This window comes from Gardnerella sp. DNF00497B (assembly GCF_049262725.1).
Lineage (GTDB): Bacteria > Actinomycetota > Actinomycetes > Actinomycetales > Bifidobacteriaceae > Bifidobacterium > Bifidobacterium leopoldii.
Genome location: NZ_CP058400.1, coordinates 599,971 through 621,201, shown reverse-complemented (window position 1 = coordinate 621,201; position 21,231 = coordinate 599,971). Strand labels below are relative to the sequence as shown.

The window sequence follows — 21,231 nt, the reverse complement described above, 5'->3', positions numbered from 1 at the left end:
TCAGTCAGTAACTGAACCCTGGTGGAATGTACGAGAAATAACGTCGAGCTGCTGCTCCTTAGTGAGCTTCACGAAGTTCACTGCGTAGCCGGAAACTCGAACCGTCAAATGCGGATACTTTTCTGGGTGCTCAACAGCATCTTCAAGCTGTTCCTTACGCAAAACATTGATGTTTGCGTGGTACAAGCCGTGACCGTTGCCAGCATCCAAAATGCCAACCAAATTGCTGATGCGCTCGTCTTCGTCACGACCTAAACCATCAGGAGTAATGGTGTTCGTAAGCGAAATGCCGTCAAGAGCATCATCGTAATCAATCTTTCCAACGGAGAACATCGAAGGAAGCATGCCGTGCGAATCCATGCCGTTTTCTGGGTTTGCGCCTGGAGCGTACGGAGTACCCTTCTTGTGACCGGATGGGAAGGAACCAGTGTTCTTACCATACTCAACGTTAGAAGTGATAGTCAAAATGGACTGAGTTGGTACAGCATTACGGTACACAGGCAAACGCTTTACCTGACCCATAACAGTGCTCACAACCCACTTAGCTAAGTCGTCTGCACGATCGTCGTCGTTACCGTAAATTGGGAACTCGCCAACAGTCTTGTAGCCAACGATTAAGTCGTCGTCGCCGCCCTCAATGTACTCGTACTCGTGGCCTTCAATGGTCTTAGCATCCTTGTTGTAGATTGGGTAAACCTTTGCATACTTCAAAGCAGCCAAGGAATCTGCAGCAATAGACAAACCGGACATGCCGCAACCAAGCGTACGATAGACTTCCCTATCATGCAAAGCCATTTCGATGGACTCGTAAGCGTACTTATCGTGCATGTAGTGGATGATATTCAAAGCCTCAATATAGGTTTCGGAAAGCCATTCCAAAGCCTTCTCGTAGTTAGCCTTAACCTTCTCGTAGTCGAGAGTACCGTCAGCTTCTGGCTTGATTGGGTCAATAACACCCTTATCAATAACCTGCATACCGGTCATTTCATCGCGACCGCCGTTGATTGCGTAAAGCAAAGCTTTTGCAGAGTTCACGCGAGCAGCGAAGAACTGCATTTGCTTACCGACGCGCATTGGAGAAACGCAGCAAGCAATAGCAGCGTCATCACCCCAGTGCTCACGAATGTCTTTATCGGACTCGTACTGGATTGCAGAAGTGTCGATAGAAATTCGTGCGCAGAAACGCTTATAAGCTTCTGGGAGCTTTGGATCCCAGAAAATAGTGATATTTGGCTCAGGACCAGGTCCCAAATGCTCAAGAGTCAAAGTGTTGAGCAAACGGAACGAAGTCTTGGTTACGAAAGTGCGACCGTCCTCGCTGAAGCCTGCATCGGACCAAGTTGCCCAGTAAGGATCACCAGAGAAGATTGCGTCGTAATCCTTAGTACGCAAGAAGCGCACAATACGAAGCTTCATAACAAGAGCATCAATAATTTCCTGAGCGTCGGTTTCGTTAATTAAACCTGCCTTCAAATCGCGCTCAAAGTAGCAATCAAAGAATGCAGAAACGCGACCGAAGCTCATTGCAGCGCCATCCTGGCTCTTAACAGAAGCAAGATAGCCCATGTAAGTCCACTGAACAGCTTCCTTAGCGGTCTTAGCTGGACGAGTCAAATCCAAACCGTACTCGTTACCCAAGTTAATAAGCTGCTTCAAAGCCTTAATCTGCTCGTCATGCTCTTCGCGGAAGCGAATCCAATGCTCAATTTCAGTCTCGGTAAAATCGTTACGGTATGGAATCGAATCCTTGTCGCGCTTCTTGAACTCAATAAGCATGTTCACGCCGTAAAGAGCCACACGACGGTAATCGCCAATAATACGACCGCGACCGTAAGCATCTGGCAAACCGGTCAAAATCTTGTTGTGGCGAGCAATCTTAATATTCTTGGTGTAAACGCCAAATACACCATCGTTATGAGTCTTGCGGTAGACGGTGAAGATCTTCTTGATTTGAGGATCTACTTCCTTGCCAGCTTCTTTAATAGCCTGCTCAACCATGCGCCAACCGCCATTTGGCATCATAGCACGCTTGCAAGGCTCATCAGTTTGCAAACCGACGATTACGTTATCTACTTCTGGGCTTTCAATGTAGCCTGCTGGCATTGCATCAATGCCTGCTGGGATATGAGTTTCAACATCATAAACACGACGTTCACGTTCAACAGCCAAGTAGTTGTCGTCGAGATACTTCCACATGTGCTTCGTTTTTTCAGTGGCATTTGCCAAGAAGCTTTCGTCACCTTCATATGGCGTATAGTTCTTTAATATAAAGTCGCGTACGTCAATGTCTTTCTTCCAATTGCCGTCAGTAAAACCATTCCACGCTTCGGTACGAAGATCCTCTTCACTGAGAACTGGTGCATCAACTGATGTCATGTTTAGACTCCTTTTGTACCCGCAACGCATCTTCACGCTGCCCTAATAACAATGTTAAAGCATGGGTAAACGCATACACGAGTAGTTTTGCAAAAAATCTAGTGAAATACATCACATTTATTCACGAAAAGCTGTGGTAACAGGCATTCTGCGATCCCTGCCAAAAGCAATAGCACTTACTTTTGGTCCAAGTGGATACTGCCTGCGCTTCCATTCTGCGCGATCAACTAAACGCATAACCGTGTCAACAGTATGCTCGTCAAAACCATCTGCAAGCAAATCTGCTCTACCATGAGCAAGCTCAATATGAGCCTCTAAAACACGATCGAGCAAATCGTACTCAGGTAAAGAATCAGAATCCTTTTGCCCTGGACGCAACTCTGCACTCGGAGGCTTAATAATAGAATTAACAGGAATAAGCACGCCATCTTGCGGAGCTTTCGCTTTCTGAGAATCCTCATATCCAACAATTGGCAGCATACCAATACCTACTCCAGCATTCGCAGCGCGATTCCTCCAACGAGAAAGTGCCCAAACGCGCGTCTTAAGCAAATCCTTAATAGGAGCATACCCTCCTACCGCATCGCCATAGATAGTAGAATATCCGCAAGCAAGCTCCGATTTATTACCAGTTGCGAGCGCCAAAACACCGCGCGAATTTGAATATGCCATTACGATTACGCCACGAACGCGAGCTTGCAAGTTTTCTGCAGCAACTCCTTCTAAGGAAAGTTGTGATTGGAAAGCTTTAAAAAGCGGTTCAATTGGTTGCACATCGTAGTGAGCGCCAATTCGCTCTGCTAAATCGCGCGCATCGTCTTTAGAACCGTCCGAAGAGTACATGCTTGGCATAGAAATACCATATACATTTGCTCCGCCGCAAGCATCGGCAGCCATAGTAGCTACTAAAGCAGAATCAATTCCCCCAGAAAGTCCTAAGCACACACCCTTAAAACCATTCTTACGCATGTAATCTCTAAGACCTACAACACACGCACAATACACTTCTTCGTCTGCGTCAAGTTTTGAAGCAATGCTTGAAACTTTCTGCTTTTTCAGCGAGTTATCAAAATCAACAAACGACAAATCTTCAGCAAACATTGCCGAGCGTTCAAGCAAAGTTCCGTCAGAATCAACAACAAAACTTCCACCGTCAAAAACCAAATCATCTTGACCACCGACCTGGTTCACATACACAACCGGCGCATTGACTTCAACAGCGCGCTTTTGAGCCAAACTCAAACGCACATGAGTTTTACCTTCCTCATATGGAGAACCGTTCATAGTTATTAGCGCATCGATACCAAGTTTTGCCAAACGCGCAACAGGACCGCCGTCTTGCCAAATATCTTCGCAAATAGCAAAACCTAGACGTATTCCATCTACTTCCAGCAGCTCACACTTATTGCCAGAAGAGAAAATACGAAACTCGTCAAAAACACCATAATTTGGCAAGAAATGCTTGTCGTATTGCAACACAGATTTGCCTTCATGCAATACGAGAAGCCTGTTTCGAGGCTTTCCAGCAGACTCGTCAAAGCCAACAGTTCCAACTACTACGTAAAGCTCCCCCAAGCCTTCTTCTGAAAGTTTTGATGCAAGCAAGTCTGCAGCTTTTTGTGCAGCTGTGCGGAACGTGGCACGCAAGGCGAGGTCTTCAATAGGATACCCAGTCAAAGTCATCTCAGGAAATACAACCATGCGAGCACCCGACTGCTTTGCGCGCGCAGCATACTTCAAAACTTTTTCAACGTTGCTATCAATATTCCCAACGCAGGTATCTATCTGCGCTAACGCCAATCGCAAAAAACTCATACATTACAGTCTAGTAGATAGCTTCATTGCAAGTAAGCGACGTGTTGAAAAACTTATTTTTTCTCTTTCCACACTGCAAGTATGCGAATTATTAACACGTCATAAATAATACTAATAAGCAAAGTATAGAATTATTGATTTTTCTCGCCTATATTGATAATTCGTTACTCGCGAAGGGGATTTAACTTTAAACGAATTTCACCGAACAAGGAGCAGGAAATATGCGAAAAATTAAAGTTATTGCATCAATTACAGCACTGGCAGCATTAGCGACTTTCACTTTAAGCGGCTGCGGTAGCTCAAAAGCAGGAGCGAAGGATGACAAAACTATTACTGTTGCTGCTTCGCCTACTCCGCATTCTGAAATCTTAAATAAGGTTGTAAAGCCAATCTTGCAAAAAGAAGGCTACAAGCTAGTAGTAAAGGAATTTACTGACTACGTGCAGCCAAATACAGCTACTGAAGAAGGCGAAGTTGACGCAAACTACTATCAGCATTTGCCTTATCTTGACAACTTTAATAAGGAAAAGGGAACTCACCTTGTTTCAGTAGGTGGAATTCATTTTGAACCATTTGGATTGTATCCAGGAAAAACCAAGACGATTAAAGCATTAGCAAATGGCGCAACTGTTGCAGTTCCAAATGATCCTACTAATGAGGCTCGCGCATTGCTTCTTTTGCAAGATGCTGGATTGATTAAGTTGAAGAATCCAAAGGATATTAACGCTACTACAAAAGATATTACTGAGAATCCTAAGAATTTGAAGTTTAAAGAACTTGAAGCGGCAACAGTTCCTACTGCCATTAAGGATGTGGATCTTGCTGCCATGAATGGCAATTACGCTATTCAAGCTGGTTTTAACCCAACTAAAGACCCACTTACTTCAGAAAAAGTTGGTGGCATTGCGGCTAAAACTTATGAAAATATTATTGTAGTAAAGAAGGGCTCTGAAAAGTTTGCAAAAATCAAAGCCTTACTCAAAGCTTTGAAGACAAGCGAAGTGCGCGACTATATTACTAAAACTTACAAAGGCGCTGTGCTTCCTGTTTTCTAAATAATACTCACAATGTAGCCACCTAATGCCGCATGTGTATGCTTTGCGGCATTATTTTATAAGCGTGTAATATACGTAATGTGCGTGCTAGTCAATAATCTAGTTAATGACGCTAGTTAGTAACTCTAGTTAGTAACGAAGTATATTTCACACAGAAAGCAATAATCTGTTAAGGAAAAGCATGATTCAGATCGAACATCTTCACAAAAGCTACGGCAAAGGTAGCAAAGCGAATGAAGCATTACACGACATTAATCTGACTATTGAATCGGGAGAAGTATTCGGAATCCTTGGTTCTTCTGGTGCAGGAAAGTCTTCGCTAGTTCGTTGCATGAATCTGCTTGAGCGACCAACTTCTGGCAAAATTATTGTTGACGGAAATGATATTAGCGAAGTAAAAGATAAAGAACTTGCAAAAGTACGCACTAATATTGGCATGATTTTCCAGAATTTTAGCCTTTTCCAGCAACGTACAGTATTGCGAAACGTCACTTTCCCATTAGAGTTAAATCACACTGCAAAAAAGGAACGAGAAGAACGCGCAAACTACTTGCTTGACTTAGTTGGTTTAAAAGATTTTGCAAACCGCTACCCTAGCCAACTTTCAGGCGGACAGCAGCAGCGCGTAGCAATTGCACGAGCATTGGCGAATAATCCGTCGATTATGCTTTGCGATGAAGCAACAAGCGCACTGGACTCCACAACTACTGCGCAAATCCTTGATTTATTGCGCCGAATTAACCGCGAACTCAACGTAACACTTGTTATTATTACACATTCGCTGGCTGTAGCACGAAATATTTGCGACCGAGTTGCAATGATTGATGGCGGACGCATTGTGGAATTAGGTGACACGGATACGCTTTTTGCAAATCCACAAAGCGATATTTTGCGAACTCTTATTGCAGATGAAAAACAAGAAAATCATCGTGCTAAAACTACAAACACGCTTGCAAACGAGGCAACAGACGCACAAACAAACGCGCTTACCAATGAGGTGAAATAACAATGTTAGAAGCTGCTACACAATTTTTTAACGACTACGGTGACTTACTTATTGAAGGCGTGCAAGACACACTCGTAATGACATCAGTTGCAACACTTTTTGCATACCTTATTGGACTTCCAGTTGGCGTACTTCTCATTACATCAAACAAAAAAGGTATTTGCCCTAACGCGCCAATTAACGCAGTTCTAGGCTGGATTGTTAACATCGTGCGTTCTGTGCCGTTTATTATTTTATTAGTTGCAATAATTCCTTTTACTCGTCTCATAGTTGGCACTTCTTTGGGAGTTCCTGGAGCTATTGTGCCACTGGTAATTACTGCTGCACCATTCGTTGCTAGAGTAGTTGAACAATCTTTAGCCGAAGTTGACGGAAGCTTAATTGAAGCAGCACAAAGCTTTGGAGCAAGCAAATTGCAAATTGTTTGCAAAGTGTTGCTGTGGGAAGCTTTACCTTCGCTAATTCGCGGAGCTGCGCTTACATTTATTACGCTTTTTGGATTCTCCGCAATGGCTGGAACAGTTGGCGCAGGCGGACTCGGAGATATTGCAATACGATACGGATACCAGCGCTATCAATACGATGTGATGACAGTGGCTGTTATTCTTTGCATTATCCTCGTGCAGATTGTGCAAAGCTTGGGAGATTTTATTTCACGCGCAATCAATCATCACGAACGCTAAAGAATTTCGCAACATACCCACCACCAATTAAATGCACATAATCGTGTAAACTTACTGGTAATTCGACATTTTGCAGGGGTGCTTTCGAAAGAAGGCTGAGATGGTATTAATTTGCCTAACCCTTCGAACCTGTTAGTTAATACAACGTAGGGAGCAACGATTTTAGTATGACATCGAATTATCCGTACGCATCAATGCGTAATCAATTTAATCTAAGTGCCTGCTTTATTGCAGACCCACAAGCTTGTAATAATCGTCCACTTACAGATATTGTCGATGATGCTTTGCGCGCTGGAGCGACTTTTATTCGTCTTCATTGCAACAATGAAAACGCTAAAGAAATCACTACTATTGCACGCGATATTGCACAAATCATCGAAGACAATAACAAATGCGATTCTGTAACTTTTGTTATCGATGAACGTGTTGATGTCGTTTGGCAAGCTCGCAATCAAAGCATCAAAGTTGACGGAGTGCATTTAGCACAAAGCGACATGGAGCCTAGAGAGGCTCGCGCACTTCTTGGCGAAGATGCTGTAATCGGCTTATCTGTTGAAACCGAAAGCTTAGTTAAAGTAATAAACGAACTGCCAGATGGATGCATTGATTACATTTGCGTAACAGCAATGCACAATCCTGAAGAAGGATGCGAAAGCACTACTGCCGCTTACGAATTGGAAGCAAACCACACAACGCTGGACGAAGCGAAAATTAATACGATTTGTTCCGCAAGTGATTTCCCAGTTCTAGTTGGCGGAAGAACTGCGCTCGACGATATCGATACAATCGCTCACACTAAGGCTGCAGGATGGTTCGTTTCTGAAGCACTGTATTCTTCAGAAACACCAGAATCAACTATGCGTGAGTTTGTTGAACATTGGAAAGCTGTGCGAGGCGAAGAAAAGCACGGCTACGCTAAGCGAGTAATAGTTGCAGAAAATTCTGAATCAAAATCTTCAGAAACTCAAGAAAAGAAACCAACTTTTATTAACGCTAAAGAAGCAAAGGATGCTGCGAAATTAGCTAAACAACAGCGAGTTGACATTGCAGCTCGTGGTTGCACTCAGCGCGATAAAGCTCATATTCGCAAAACAACTCCAGTTCATTTTGAGTATGAATATGGTTCTTACGATTTGGAAGTTCCTTATACGGAAATTAAGCTTTCGGATACTCCTGGCGTAGGTCCTAACCCGCCTTTTAAGGATTACAATACTGAAGGTCCAAAGTGCGATCCGAAGGAAGGCTTGGCTCCGCTTCGACTTGACTGGATTCGCGACCGCGGTGACGTTGTGGAATATGAGGGTCGCAGGCGCAATCTTCAAGACGACGGCAAGCGCGCAATTAAGCGAGGCAAAGCTTCTAAAGAATGGCGTGGTCGCACGCATAAGCCAATGAAGGGCGCAGATCATCCGATTACGCAAATGTGGTACGCTCGTCACGGAATTACTACTCCGGAAATGCAATACGTTGCAACGCGCGAAAATTGCGATGTAGAGCTAGTTCGAGAAGAAATTGCAGCAGGACGCGCTGTAATTCCTTGCAATATTAACCATCCTGAAGCTGAGCCTATGATTATTGGCTCGCGCTTCTTAACTAAGCTCAACGCAAACATGGGTAATTCTGCTGTTACGTCATCTATCGACGAAGAAGTAGAAAAGCTTACGTGGGCTACGAAGTGGGGTGCGGATACCGTTATGGATCTTTCCACCGGTAACGATATTCACACAACGCGCGAATGGATTTTGCGCAACTCCCCTGTGCCAATTGGAACAGTGCCAATGTATCAGGCTTTGGAAAAAGTTGAGGATGACGCTTCTAAGCTCAGCTGGGAGCTTTTCCGCGACACTGTTATTGAGCAGTGCGAGCAGGGCGTTGACTACATGACTATTCACGCTGGAGTGCTTCTTCGCTACGTGCCGCTTACTGCAAACCGCGTAACCGGTATTGTTTCTCGTGGTGGCTCAATTATGGCTGAATGGTGCTTGCAGCATCATCAAGAGAGCTTCTTGTATACGCATTTTGAAGAATTATGCGAGATTTTCGCAAAGTATGATGTTGCATTTTCTTTGGGCGATGGTTTGCGTCCAGGTAGCTTGGCTGATGCTAACGATGCGGCTCAGCTTTCCGAGCTTATGACACTTGGCGAGCTTACGAAGATCGCTTGGAAGCATGACGTGCAGGTGATGATTGAAGGCCCTGGTCACGTGCCATTCGACACTGTGCGTATGAATATTGAGATGGAGAAGGCGATTTGCCAGAATGCTCCATTCTATACGCTTGGTCCTTTGACTACGGATACCGCACCGGGCTATGACCACATTACTTCCGCAATTGGTGGCGTGGAGATTGCACGATACGGAACTGCAATGCTTTGCTATGTGACTCCTAAGGAACATTTGGGATTGCCTAATAAGGACGACGTGAAGCAAGGCGTGATTGCGTATAAGATTGCTTGCCACGCAGCTGATCTTGCTAAGCACCATCCACATGCTATGGATCGCGACAACGCAATCAGTAAGGCTCGCTTTGAGTTCCGCTGGTTGGATCAGTTCAACTTAAGCTACGATCCGGATACCGCAATCGCCTTCCACGACGAAACACTTCCTGCAGAGCCGGCAAAAATGGCGCACTTCTGCTCGATGTGCGGACCAAAGTTCTGCTCGATGGCTATTTCGCAAAATATTCGTAAGCGTTTTGGCGGAGCAGCTCAGCAGGAGCAGCTCGTTGAAGAAGCACGCAGTCAGGCAATTGCCGATGGTATGAAAGAGATGAGCAAAAAGTTCCAAGAATCCGGCTCATCGCTGTATCAAAGCGTGAAAGCATAAAATGCAGAAGTACGGAAGCAAAAACTGAATTGCAAGTGCTTCAATAACAATACTTACAACGGATAACAATAGAAGAAGGTTGATATAAACCAAAGCGAGTTTTATAGTGAGCTATTACGCTTGCTATAAGACTCGCTTTCTTTATATTCGCATTTAGATTCTATTAATCCGACCTTTTCGTTGCACGCTTGTAAAGTTTCTGCCGCCTTACAGCAAAAATCCGACCTTTTCTGTACACAAGCGTATAGAAAATGTCGGATTAGTAATTGAGAACTGTAGTATTAAAGAATATTAAATCACATAATGTTTAATCACAAAACTTCAATAGAAATAATACCTACAGGCTCAAGAGGAGCATCAGATCGATCAGTTGCGACAGCCTCGAGCTTATCGACAACCGCCTTCGATTCATCGTCAGCAACTTCGCCGAAAATTGTATGGTGACCGTCAAGCCATGGAGTTGGCACAGTTGTAATGAAGAACTGCGAACCGTTAGTGCCATGCAAACGACCGTCACGACCGCGACGCTTTCCAGCATTTGCCATAGCGAGCAAATAAGGCTTATCAAACTTCAAGGATGCGTCAATTTCATCGTCAAACTCGTATCCAGGACCGCCAGTTCCGTTACCAAGTGGGCAGCCACCCTGAATCATGAAGTCCTTAATAATGCGGTGGAAAGTTAAACCATCGTAAAATGGCTCATGCGAAGGTTTTCCACTGAATGGGTCAAGCCACTCACGCTCGCCGGTAGCTAAGCCAACAAAATTTTTGACGGTTTCAGGCGCGTTACTGTCAAACAAATTGATTTTTATATCGCCTTCAGAAGTATGCATAATAACTGTAGTCATGTGGTAATTCTCCCATATTTTCAAGACTGTTTCAATTCGTGTTAGATAAAAATATTCGCATACAAAAATGCCTCACTTTGCGTAGTAAAGAAAGACGCAAAGTAAGGCACGTTTTACATTAACTTCATTATGCTAATTAACCCAATACTCAGCAAACTTACTGAATACAATTAAGCAAGCATTAAGCAGCTCTAAACTAGCTGATCTGCAATAACCAGACCAGCTAGCAAATATTCTACTTATTACTATGACGAGAAGTACCACGACGCTTAGCCGAGAAAAGCGCAGCACCAGCAGCACTAAGAGTTGCAGCAAACAAGCCAAACACAGACACGTCACTACCAGTCTTACTAAGCTGAGCAACACTACCACTCTTCAACACCTGAGCGCGCACAGAAGCACGAACATCAGCCGCATGAGCCTTAGCAGCAGCCAAAGCCTTACGAGCAGCAGAAAGATTCTGAACCGCAGCATCAACCTGAGCCTGAGTAGCGTTAGGATCAGCAGCAACCTTCTTAGCCTCAGCCAAAGCAGCATTCACAACAGCCTGAGCCTTAACAACTTGAGCATCCGCCTGCTTCACAGCCAGATTATTCTCAACAGCAGCATTCACAGCAGCAGAATTTACGCCATTAGCATTATTAGCGTTAGCGTTGGCAGCATTGGTGTTAGCAGCGTTACCTGCATTACCAGAGTTTACGCCAGCACCAGCGTTACCAGCTACGTTGGCAGAATTACCAGTATTAGCACCAGCACCAGCGTTACCGTTACCAGCATTTCCAGGCTGCGAATCAGACTCAGCACCCTGAATCTGAACATTCAACTCACCCTTATCCACAGTAGTAGGCGCATTATCATTCACACCATAACCAGCTTCAGAACCAGAACCAGTATCACCAGTTCCTGTATTGCCGGTTCCAGCATTACCAGTTCCAGCACCAGGCGTTGGCAGCGGGCTTGGGCTCGGCAGTGGAGTTGGGGTTGGAGTTGGGATTGGAGTTGGGGTTGGAGTTGGGGTTGGCTTCTTACCGTCCAACGCAGTCTTAGCAGTAGTAATAGCCTGAACAGCGTTAGCAACCTCATCAGCCGTAGCATCAGTCTTAGCTAACACGCTTTGACCATCACTAATAGCCTTATCGTAAGCACCCTGCTTATCAGCATCAGCATACTTATACGCGTCAGAATCCTTCACCTGCCCAGCAGCATCAACAAGAGCCTTCAAATCACTCTTATCAACAGAAGGAGCCGGGGTTGGCTTTTGTTCCTTACCATCAAGATCCTTAGCAGCATTCTGCAATGCAGCCAATGCATCATTAACAGCTTTTTGCTTCTGTTCTTGAGTCTTTGGATCCTCGCCGGCAGCCAACTGTTTCCTGCCCTCAGCATCCGCAATTGCATCTTCAGCCGCCGTAAGCGCCTTATCGAAAGCCTTTTTCTTATCATCAGAAGCATTCTTATACTTCACATCATTCTTCAAAGGCTTATCTTTGTCGACTTCAGCTTGCAATGCAGTTGTATCAATGCCGTCAAGAGCCTTGCGAGCATTCACTAAGTTAGCAAGAGCAGCACCGATTGCATTCTGCTGAACTGCAGCATCAGCACCAAGCGCAGTTGGATTCTTTGTTGCATTTTCAAGAGCAGCTTTTGCAGCTTCAAGAGCTTTGTCGAATACTTCCTTCACATTCTTAGTTGCATTCTTGTATACAGGATTATCCTTCAAAGCAACATCAGCATCGTATTCTTTTTGCAAGTCGTCAGTGTACAAACCAACACCCTTAACAGTGCTATCAAGGCCTTGCATAGCTGTAAGCAAATCGTTGTACAAAGCGTTAGCACCGTCAGCGTTAATATTGTCGCTGTCTGCGCCATCAACCTTATCTAGTTGAGTGTTTGCAGCCTTCAAAGCAGCATCGAAAGCATCCTTCTTAGTTTGCTCAGCAGAAGAATACTTTTTATCTTTATCATCTTTCTTAAGCGCGTCTGCACTCGTAGCAAGATCAGCCAAACGCTTCATCACACCGTTCAAGTTCAACGCTTGCTCAAGAGCATCATCGATGTCATCCTTGCCGTCAGCATGATCAGAAGCATCAGTGCTATCAAGAAGATCCTCATAATACTGCTTTTGAGCCTTGTTCAAATACTTAAGATCAGCAATCTGCTTCTTAGCATCCTCAATCTTTTGATGCTTTTCAGCTCGGTTAGCAATACCAGTTGGGTCGCCAAGCTTTGTTGAAGCATCGATTGCATCATTGTACTGCTTCTTTTCCTCTGGAGAGAGATTAGTCTTATTGACACGATCATGAGCAGCTTTCTTCTCTTCGGCAAGTGCAGAATCTTGATCGTTGGTGATACTAGAAGTATCGCGCTTAGGCGTATTATTCTTGATATCTTCCTTAGCAGCATTAAGCGAAGTATCTACGCCATCAACAGCCTTCTTGATTTCAGAAGGCTTAGTTGCTTTGTTAACAGCAGATTCAGCATCATCAATAGCTTTAATAGCAGCATCATACTTATCTTTAGCTTTCGTCTGTTGATCAGCACTTAAAGCATTATATGCTGCAACAAGCTCTGCTTTCTTAGCTTCAAGCTTCGCAATACCAGCATTCTTGGCATTCTGCTCGTTACTTGTATTCTGTAGCTTTGCTTTTGCAAGAGCCTTGTTGATGCTTTCTGCAGTAGCATTATTGTCCTTTAGAGCATTTTCCAACTCGGTGAGCGTTTGATCCTTACTAGGAGTTCCGCCGAGCAATTCATTAAGAGCAGCATCCTCAGCGTGGTTTGGATCAGACGAATCATCTTTTCCACCCTTACCGTGATCGAGGAACACAAACGTTGCTTTTTGCGCTTCATCCTTAGCACCCTTAAGCTCGTCTGCTAGCTTTGCAGCATCAACAATCTTCTGGACGTCTGCAGGAGTCTTAACACCATCACCGTCAAGTTGATTCTCAAACTCCGTCTTTTGTTCCTTTGACAAATTCTTAAGAGCTTCGATTGCTTTCTTGGCAGCTTCTTTAGCGGCATCAAGTTTCTTCTGATTCTCAGCGTCAGTACCCTTCTGATTGCCGCTTATTTCGTTACTAACTGTTGGATCTGTAGATTTTGCGTTTTCAGCAGCTTTCTCTGCAGCTTCCTTCAAAATCTCTTGAATCTGCTCAGCAGTAGTTGCTGTAGCAATACGATTATCAAAACCTTCCTTATCCGTTTTAGTCAGATTTGGATTATGATCGATAGTCTCCTTAGCTTGCTTTCTCATCTCCTTAAGCTCATCGTCGCTAAGCTTTGGAGTTTCTTCCTTCTTCTTGTAGCTAATAGCAACAGTGAAAAGCTGAGCACCCTTGGCATCCTTAAATACCATTGACTTATAGTCTTTTTTACTATCGGTTTCACTGGAAGTAACTGACTTGATATTATCGTCAGCAATCTCCATGTCAACAGTGCCAGACTTTGGAGTTAAATCAGTAGGTAAAGCTGTAGTGACATCATTAGCATGGAAATTGTCGCTCTTATCGTAGTTAGCTTTTACAAACGCTTCCACAGCCTTCTTGAAATCATCTTCAGTAAGCTTGGTTGGATCGTCAACAACAACGTCACCAGCAGAATTGTACGTACGATCAGCATGCTTTGCTTCACTCAGCTTCTTAATAAGATCACGAAGCTCTCCAGCATCAGTCATCTTATCAATAGCATTATCAGTTATTTTATCTTTATCTAAACCAGCTCTTGTAAAGTCAGATTTAGTAAGATTCTTCTTTTCATTCAAAAGCTGCTTAGCAAGAGCCTTCAACTGATCAATGGTGTTGTCTTTATTGTTATTCTTCTTGATGTAAATATCTTCGCTATTAATACGTATCTGTAGCGTCGTATCGTGATCGTTAGGATCATCTTTATCCTTCGCAGGTGTAGGATCATAATTAATTGTAATGTCTCCCAAATGAGAAACCATTACGTCTACAATATGACCATCTCCATTACCACCATAAGGAGTCATTGATGGGTCTTTTGCAGTTAAACCAGAATCCTCAATCGTGATAGTACTACTACTACCGTCGTACTTTATTTTAGGAACCGCCCCATCGTAATTCAACGTAACGAACTGCTTAAGAGCCTCTTGCCCTTCTGCTAACGTTGGAGAATCACCAGCAATGTTGACATGAGGAATTTTATATTTATATCCATCCTTAGTCTCTTCATTTTTTTGCGTAGGATTCTGAGTACCAGATCCAGTTGACTGCTTCTTATAGAAGATGCCGATTGGATACTTTCTATCTTCATATCCTTTAGCTTTAAAAGTTACAGTGCCAGTTGCAATATCAATCTTTGCAGAAGTAAGAGTTACAGTCTTATTACTATCGCTTGCGTCCTTAGCTGTTAAAGCTTGCAATGATGCTTCAAGGTTGGTAAGTTGATTCTGATCAACTGTTGCATTCTTATCAAATGGATCGAAAGTAACTTCCGCAGGTGTTGCTGGCAAATCAACCGTAAACTCTTTGGTAGTTTGCTTTTGCTCAGGCTTTGTAGCTTGCGTCGGCTTCTTCTTCAAGAACATCCAAGCAGGAATGGTAGTTTGTGAACCATCTTCCCAAGTAATTACAGCATTGTTTTTGTTATCAAACGTTACAGGAGACGTATTATTGTTATGCTTTTTAGCAGCTTGATAAACAGGGAAACTCTTATTTGCTTCATCAAATGCCGACGCAATAGCAGTCTTTTGCTCTTCAGTTAATGCCTGAGATGGGTCATCTACTTCCGTAGGAACTGGAACGCGATACGGCGCCCAATCGGCAATAGTTGCACCTTGATACACCAAATCTGTAGAAGGAATCGTAAGTTTTGAACCATCCTCGTACGTAACTTCTACAGAACCATTATCATTAACTTTGAAGTCATACTGATTATTGGTTTGCTTCACATGCTTCAAGAACTCATTTGGAGTTTCCTTACCATTGGCATCAATAATCGCTTGACGAACTTTAGTTTTTTCGTCATCAGTAAGCTTCGACAACTTCACTACAGGCGTACGAACTGGAAGCGTTGGCTTGTACTTGTCTTTATCGGTTTCGTTCTTTAATACCAATAAGCTAGCTGGCATAACGCGCTTAGTGTTGTCTGTAAAAGTAATAGTCGCATTACCTTTAGCATCAACACTAACGCCGTCTTTTACTACCAGCTTATCAAACAGATTTGGATTGTCTTGATCTTTACTCTTATTAGCATCATTAATAGCAGTTTTTACTGCTTCCTGTTCATCACTATCAAGCTTTTCAAGATCCTTTACAGGCGTCGGCTTAGGATATTTCAATTCCAAATGATCAGCAATCTTTGGTGCACGCATCGTGCTGCCTGCAACGTAACGCCAATTACCAACACCGCGGTAAATGCCTGCAACAAACAATAGCGGCTTCTGGTCGCGCTGCTTCCAAGCATCATCCGTCATTTCTGCTACATACGACATTTCGTAGTAGCGTTGACCAGCAGACTCCCAGTCAGCAAAAATACCCTGGAGACCGTTAGCACTACTATCCTTATAAATATTCCACTGACCTTTGGTATTACCAGAATTATCGTAATCTTTCTCATTCTTAGTAATACCGACCATACGCTGCCAACCCTTGCCATCGATGGTCTTGTCGCTACCAGAGTAATAATCGCGCGAAACACTGTGCTTCCACTGATCTATGTTGTTATACGTGTGGTCGCTTGCTACAACATAGCCTTTTCTTGAAGCATCTTTCAACTTTTTAGCGCCAGGAGTAGCTGGACTAGAAGCCTCCTGAGTTCCTCGCTCATTCCTTACCAAACGAATTTGAGAAATCGTATCTGCTTTCAAACCATTTGGCACACCAAACCACCAAGTCGGTCTTAAAGCCCACTTATCTGGTTGTTTATTGACATCCTCAGGATTATTAGAAGTATATTCAACGCGCACAAACTTACCAAGCGGATCAACACCATCGTTTCCACCTTTAAGCGCATCAGCCTTAGTTCTATAATACGTTACTTTAATCAGCAAACGCTCTTTACTGTAATCAGCGTCAGCTTTGTAGCCGTAATAAACGCGAGCACCGTCACCACTTACATAACCGTCAGCATATGCAGGCAAAGGAGTAGAAACGAATACCCCCCCCCCAAGCACCATTGCACCGGCAAGCATCGCAGCGCACACACTCTTAGAAAGTGGCGCGTAAATAACGCTGTTACTAGACTTTTGCATAGACTTTTGCAAATCAGCAAGATGCTTTGCATTCATGATCTTCTTCGCCATTATTCCTCACTTCAATAATGTGTCTTCTTTATGTTTCTGCTTATGCATAATTTGTAATATGCAATCATGCGGCAGCCAATAAATTAGCATTCGCTTCTTTGTTTCATACCAATTTGCTATTTACACAACGCTTCATACTCTCTTAATACGTTTCAATATGCATAAAAATGTGCAAACTGACACTCATACAGGTTGTATGATACTCACATATTCATACATTGCAAACCTTTTTACACTATAATTTTGTGTCTTTATTTCACTACAGCATGGATTTGCGCATAAATTGCATGATAAGACGTCATAATATTTATTAAATAATTACGACACGCCGCAAGACTATTAGCTACTTACGTAAGACTATTAGCTACTTACGCAAGATTATTAGTTACTTAAGATACGGCTTTAACTCTTTAATAAGCAAGCCATTAGAAGCAACCACATCATTTTCCTTGCGCCAATGAATAGGGCTTCCATCCCACTGGCACATCTGGCACTGCGCCTCTTCCACAACCACAGCACCAGCAGAAACAGCTGGAATATCCCAATAATGCAAGTGAGGCTCAAAATAAGCGTCATAAGTGCCATCTGCCACCTTGCACAAGTCGAGCGACGCAGGCCCAATACGCTTAATATCCGCAGGGCATCCTTCTTCAACAGAAGCAACTACGCCAAGTGCGCGCTTAGATTCACCAGGTATATAAGACATTCCGTAACAAACCACAGATCCTTGCAAAGTAGAAGTTGTGGAAGGCGTAATCTTCTCGCGCTTCTCTCCTTGCGGAGTCCTACGAATACGAATAGCACCCTGACCCTTTGCAGCCAAATAAGTCAATCCCAACGCAGGAGCGTGCACAACGCCAAGAACCGGACGAGCGGAGCCTTCATCGTTAAACTCAAAAAGCGAAACCGTAAGAGTCCACTCAGCCATATCGCGATTAAAATTAATAGCGCCGTCAACGTTTCCAACACACCAAAAACGGTCTCCCGGATTGCACTGCTCCGGCCTAGTTTGCCAAAAACCTTGGAAAGGATTCACATAAGTCAAACGATTTTGAATAAAACGCACGAGCTTATCGCCAAAACCAGATTCAGATTTATTAGGATCACCCAACGCAATCGACGTCATATCTTGAGGGCTTAATTGATCCTGATACGCATGTTTACCAACATCTTCCAAAATACGCGCAACTTCAAGCGCAACCTCTCGTAAATTCAACTTACACTCCCTACCCTAAATGCATAAATTCCCGTATTTATGCACACTCTCTCTCCTATAAATTAACTTTATTTTACTCACTTAATAGAAAGATTCACCAACACATTTAAGCTCTGTGGTTAAAAGATACAGAACTTTCACAAAAAAATTTAATCATTAATCTTTAATCATTGCTTCATTATTTTACATTGCTTATGTACATTCATCAACTTTTCGTTCTATAAATGCAAGAAATCCTCTTATTAATTCGCATTCAAAAAACGCAAGACAACGCTTAAATCGCGAGTAAGAATGCGGTAAGAAGTGGCCGCTTGAACTGCTGGTTTTGCGCAAAAAGCTACGCCTAATCCAGCGAATTTAATCATTGAAATATCGTTCGCTCCATCCCCCACTGACACAGTTTGTTCGGGATCAATTCCAAGATTAGTTGCCCAAGTTCTAAGCGCTTCAACTTTTGCATTAGCATTAACAATATTTCCAAGTACGTTGCCAGTAAGCTTTCCATCAATAGACTCTAAATGGTGAGCCGCCCAAAAATCAATATTCAAACTCGGCAAAAATTCGTCCAAAATCTCGTGAAAACCGCCAGAAACTGCGCCAACTTTCCAACCATGTGTATGAAGCGTGTCAATTAAAACATTCGCGCCTTTAGTTACATGAATTTTAGAAATAATACGCTTTTTGCACTCGTCAAGATTCAAATCGCGAAGCATACACACGCGCGAACGCAAGGAAGTATCGAAAGTAATTTCGCCACGCATTGCTCGCGCTGTAATCTCAGAAAGCTCATCTCCGCATCCAGCTTCTGCACCGAGCAAATCGATAACTTCTTCTTCAATAAGCGTTGCATCAACATCCATAACCAAAAGCCCAGGTTTAGACAAAGTTGGCAACATCGAAGAAAAGTTCATACTCATAATTTTATGCGCAGTAAGCTGCTGCCGAAAGCCTGGCTCCGCGCGCCCAGTCTGCCGCTTTCATAGCTTTCTTACCTTGAGCTTTTACTTCCAAAAGCTCAAGTGCGCCGCTTAAAGTACCGACCCAAACTTGCTTCTTACCAGCAAGTAATTTTCCAGGATCAAGCTTCATCAATTCCTCACCATGCGGATCGTTAGCATCTGCAGGAACTGCGCGCAAAACATGCAAAATAATCGGCTCTGCGTTATTCTCATCGTCCGCGTGAAGTTCGCACCACGCACCTGGATTTGGCGTACAAGCGCGAATTTGACGATCAACAGCAAAAGCTGGCGCATGAAAATCAATGTGAGCATCTTCAACAGTGATTTTTTGCGCAACTTCTTGAGGAGTTTGATCTTGATCAACCGGCACAATTTCACCAGTTTCCATACCACGAAGAGATGCTGCAAGAAGCGGAGCGCCGTCGTTTGCAAGTCGCGCAAGAAGATCGCCAGAATTTTCGTGAGGCTCAATTTTTGTAGTAAACTGCGCCAAAATAGGCCCGCAATCCATGCCGCGTGTAATGCGAAAAACAGTAGCACCTGTAATGTCATCTCCAGCCCAAATGGCGCGCTGCACAGGAGCTGCACCTCGCCATTGCGGAAGAAGCGAAAAATGAAGATTATACCAGCCGAGTGGCAACGCATCTAAAACATTCTGGCGCAAAATCTTACCGTATGCTACAACTGCTGCAGCTTTTGCACCGGTTGCCGCAAGCTGTTCAAGAAACACATTTTCATCTTTAGGATCCGACTCAAGCACTGGCAAGCCGAGCTCAAGAGCAGCCTGTTTCACAGGACTTGGCACAAGCTTTCTGCCGCGACCAGTCGGAGCGTCCGGTCGCGTAAGAACAGCGCGAACATCAAAATGCTCACTATCTTTAGCTAACTCGCGAAGAGACGGAACCGCAACTTCCGGAGTTCCAGCAAACAATATTGGTAATGCCATATTTCCCCACTATTTTAAATTAAAGCAGTAAATTAAATCCGTTTAAAGCAGTAAATTAAATCCGTAAAATCAGCCGGCAAAAGCTTCCTTTAATTTACTAAAGAAACCTTTACGCTCACTCGACTGCTCACTTAACGAATGTTGCTGCACTTGCTTCACAGAACTATCATGCAACTTAGCAAATTTTTCAATCAAAGAACGCTCTTCATCATTCAACTTAGAAGGCGTTTGCACTAGCACATGAACCACGATATTTCCGCGATCTTTAGAACGAAGCTTCGTTACACCAAGATTTGGCAAAGTAATAGTGTCTTCGTTTTGGCAGCCTGCAGGAATAGTTATTTTTTGAGTACCATCAAAAGTGTCGATTTCAAGACTGCGACCAAGAACAGCCCAGCTCATAGGAACTGTAATCCAGCAATGCAAATCATCCTCGTTGCGAGTAAATTGCTTATCTGCACGAATATGAATATCAACGTACAAATCGCCAGCAGGACCGCCGCACTCACCAACGCTTCCTTGAGAAGCTAAGCGCAAACGACTGCCATCACGAATTCCAGCCGGTACGTTCACGCCAACTTCACGAATTGAACGCACGCGACCATGACCGTGGCAGTTTTGGCAAAGATTCTTAATAATCGTGCCATGACCTTCGCAATGCTCACAAGGCATCGAAGACATCATTTGACCGAGCATAGTGCGCACAACTTTTTGACAGAAGCCGGAACCGTGACACACTGAGCACTGTTCTGGAGCGGAATTGTCGGCAGAACCGGAACCAGAGCAATCCTTACAAACACCAAAAGTAGTTAACCGTACGCTAACGTTTCCGCCAAAAATAGCGGTTTTCAAATCAATACGAGCCTCAGCTAACGCATCGTCACCAGGCTGCACACGCGAAATTGGTCCTTGCGAATTGCCGAAAGAGCCACCAAAGAATTGGCTGAAAATGTCACCCATTCCCATGTCTGCAAAACCAGCGCCTGAAGCTCCGGCACTTCCTGCAGAAGGATCGTTAGGATCAACACCCATGTCTACCATTCGACGCTTTTCAGGATTAGAAAGCACGTCATAGGCAGCATTTACTTCCTTAAACTTTTCTTCAAACTCAGCACCTGCAATATCAGGATGATATTTGCGGCTCATCTTGCGGTAGGCTTTGCGAATTTCGTCGTCGCTAGCATTGTGATCAACGCCTAGAACTTTGTAGTAATCAGTCAATTAATTCCCCTTTTACCTT

12 protein-coding genes and 1 riboswitch are annotated in these 21,231 nt (G+C 43.7%); of the genes, 4 read left to right on the top strand and 8 right to left on the bottom strand.

Features of this window, described 5'->3' with window-relative positions; all coding sequences use genetic code 11:
- Together pflB and HXT26_RS02175 are read right to left on the bottom strand one after the other, a co-directional pair.
- Positions 1 to 2,376 carry a formate C-acetyltransferase gene (gene pflB / locus HXT26_RS02180; RefSeq protein WP_410295832.1) on the bottom strand — a complete coding sequence of 792 codons (2,376 nt, stop codon included), beginning with the start codon at positions 2,374 to 2,376 and terminating at the stop codon, positions 1 to 3.
- Between the two features lie 117 nt (positions 2,377 to 2,493).
- Positions 2,494 to 4,191 carry an NAD+ synthase gene (locus HXT26_RS02175; protein WP_410294736.1) on the bottom strand — a complete coding sequence of 566 codons (1,698 nt, stop codon included), beginning with the start codon at positions 4,189 to 4,191 and terminating at the stop codon, positions 2,494 to 2,496.
- A gap of 221 nt (positions 4,192 to 4,412) precedes the next feature.
- Here HXT26_RS02175 and HXT26_RS02170 point away from each other — a divergent pair, with 221 nt between their 5' ends.
- The 4 genes from HXT26_RS02170 to thiC all read left to right on the top strand — a co-directional run bounded on the left by HXT26_RS02170 (position 4,413) and on the right by thiC (position 9,760).
- Positions 4,413 to 5,246, top strand: coding sequence for a MetQ/NlpA family ABC transporter substrate-binding protein (locus HXT26_RS02170; protein ID WP_004106340.1), 834 nt, complete (start codon positions 4,413 to 4,415; stop codon positions 5,244 to 5,246).
- 181 nt (positions 5,247 to 5,427) lie between these two features.
- Positions 5,428 to 6,252, top strand: a complete 825-nt coding sequence (locus HXT26_RS02165) for a methionine ABC transporter ATP-binding protein (protein WP_004119080.1) — start codon at positions 5,428 to 5,430, stop codon at positions 6,250 to 6,252.
- Between the two features lie 2 nt (positions 6,253 to 6,254).
- Positions 6,255 to 6,935: a methionine ABC transporter permease gene (locus tag HXT26_RS02160; protein ID WP_004106344.1), complete on the top strand. Its 681-nt coding sequence runs from the start codon at positions 6,255 to 6,257 to the stop codon at positions 6,933 to 6,935.
- Positions 6,936 to 6,999: 64 nt separating this feature from the next.
- A riboswitch (TPP riboswitch) is annotated at positions 7,000 to 7,105 on the top strand.
- Complete coding sequence (gene thiC, locus HXT26_RS02155; RefSeq protein ID WP_004119078.1) at positions 7,103 to 9,760, top strand: phosphomethylpyrimidine synthase ThiC; 2,658 nt, start codon at positions 7,103 to 7,105, stop codon at positions 9,758 to 9,760. It overlaps the preceding riboswitch by 3 nt.
- A gap of 311 nt (positions 9,761 to 10,071) precedes the next feature.
- Here the strand turns inward: thiC and HXT26_RS02150 are convergent, their stop codons facing one another.
- From HXT26_RS02150 to dnaJ, 6 genes are all read right to left on the bottom strand, one after another.
- On the bottom strand, positions 10,072 to 10,608 hold the full coding sequence (locus HXT26_RS02150; RefSeq protein ID WP_004106348.1) for a peptidylprolyl isomerase: 537 nt from the start codon (positions 10,606 to 10,608) through the stop codon (positions 10,072 to 10,074).
- A 235-nt stretch (positions 10,609 to 10,843) separates the two neighbouring features.
- Entirely contained in the window at positions 10,844 to 16,855 is a 6,012-nt protein-coding gene (locus HXT26_RS02145; RefSeq protein WP_422112089.1) for a hypothetical protein, read from the bottom strand.
- 400 nt (positions 16,856 to 17,255) lie between these two features.
- The gene (locus tag HXT26_RS02140; RefSeq protein ID WP_004106351.1) at positions 17,256 to 18,086 is read right to left on the bottom strand and encodes an inositol monophosphatase family protein; all 831 of its coding nucleotides are present in this window, start codon (positions 18,084 to 18,086) and stop codon (positions 17,256 to 17,258) included.
- Positions 18,087 to 18,328: 242 nt separating this feature from the next.
- Complete coding sequence (gene serB / locus HXT26_RS02135) at positions 18,329 to 18,982, bottom strand: phosphoserine phosphatase SerB (protein ID WP_004106352.1); 654 nt, start codon at positions 18,980 to 18,982, stop codon at positions 18,329 to 18,331.
- Between the two features lie 25 nt (positions 18,983 to 19,007).
- The gene (fmt, locus tag HXT26_RS02130; RefSeq protein WP_004119074.1) at positions 19,008 to 19,991 is read right to left on the bottom strand and encodes a methionyl-tRNA formyltransferase; all 984 of its coding nucleotides are present in this window, start codon (positions 19,989 to 19,991) and stop codon (positions 19,008 to 19,010) included.
- A gap of 69 nt (positions 19,992 to 20,060) precedes the next feature.
- Complete coding sequence (gene dnaJ, locus HXT26_RS02125) at positions 20,061 to 21,212, bottom strand: molecular chaperone DnaJ (RefSeq protein ID WP_004119073.1); 1,152 nt, start codon at positions 21,210 to 21,212, stop codon at positions 20,061 to 20,063.
- Between the last annotated feature and the right edge of the window lie 19 nt (positions 21,213 to 21,231).

Bases quoted from the DNA above. Each gene is read 5' to 3' on its own strand.
- pflB (WP_410295832.1), bottom strand. From the start codon at position 2,376: ATGACATCAGTTGATGCACCAGTTCTCAGTGAAGAGGATCTTCGTACC.
- HXT26_RS02175 (WP_410294736.1), bottom strand. From the start codon at position 4,191: ATGAGTTTTTTGCGATTGGCGTTAGCGCAGATAGATACCTGCGTTGGG.
- HXT26_RS02170 (WP_004106340.1), top strand. From the start codon at position 4,413: ATGCGAAAAATTAAAGTTATTGCATCAATTACAGCACTGGCAGCATTA.
- HXT26_RS02165 (WP_004119080.1), top strand. From the start codon at position 5,428: ATGATTCAGATCGAACATCTTCACAAAAGCTACGGCAAAGGTAGCAAA.
- HXT26_RS02160 (WP_004106344.1), top strand. From the start codon at position 6,255: ATGTTAGAAGCTGCTACACAATTTTTTAACGACTACGGTGACTTACTT.
- thiC (WP_004119078.1), top strand. From the start codon at position 7,103: ATGACATCGAATTATCCGTACGCATCAATGCGTAATCAATTTAATCTA.
- HXT26_RS02150 (WP_004106348.1), bottom strand. From the start codon at position 10,608: ATGACTACAGTTATTATGCATACTTCTGAAGGCGATATAAAAATCAAT.
- HXT26_RS02145 (WP_422112089.1), bottom strand. From the start codon at position 16,855: ATGAATGCAAAGCATCTTGCTGATTTGCAAAAGTCTATGCAAAAGTCT.
- serB (WP_004106352.1), bottom strand. From the start codon at position 18,982: ATGTTGCCAACTTTGTCTAAACCTGGGCTTTTGGTTATGGATGTTGAT.
- fmt (WP_004119074.1), bottom strand. From the start codon at position 19,991: ATGGCATTACCAATATTGTTTGCTGGAACTCCGGAAGTTGCGGTTCCG.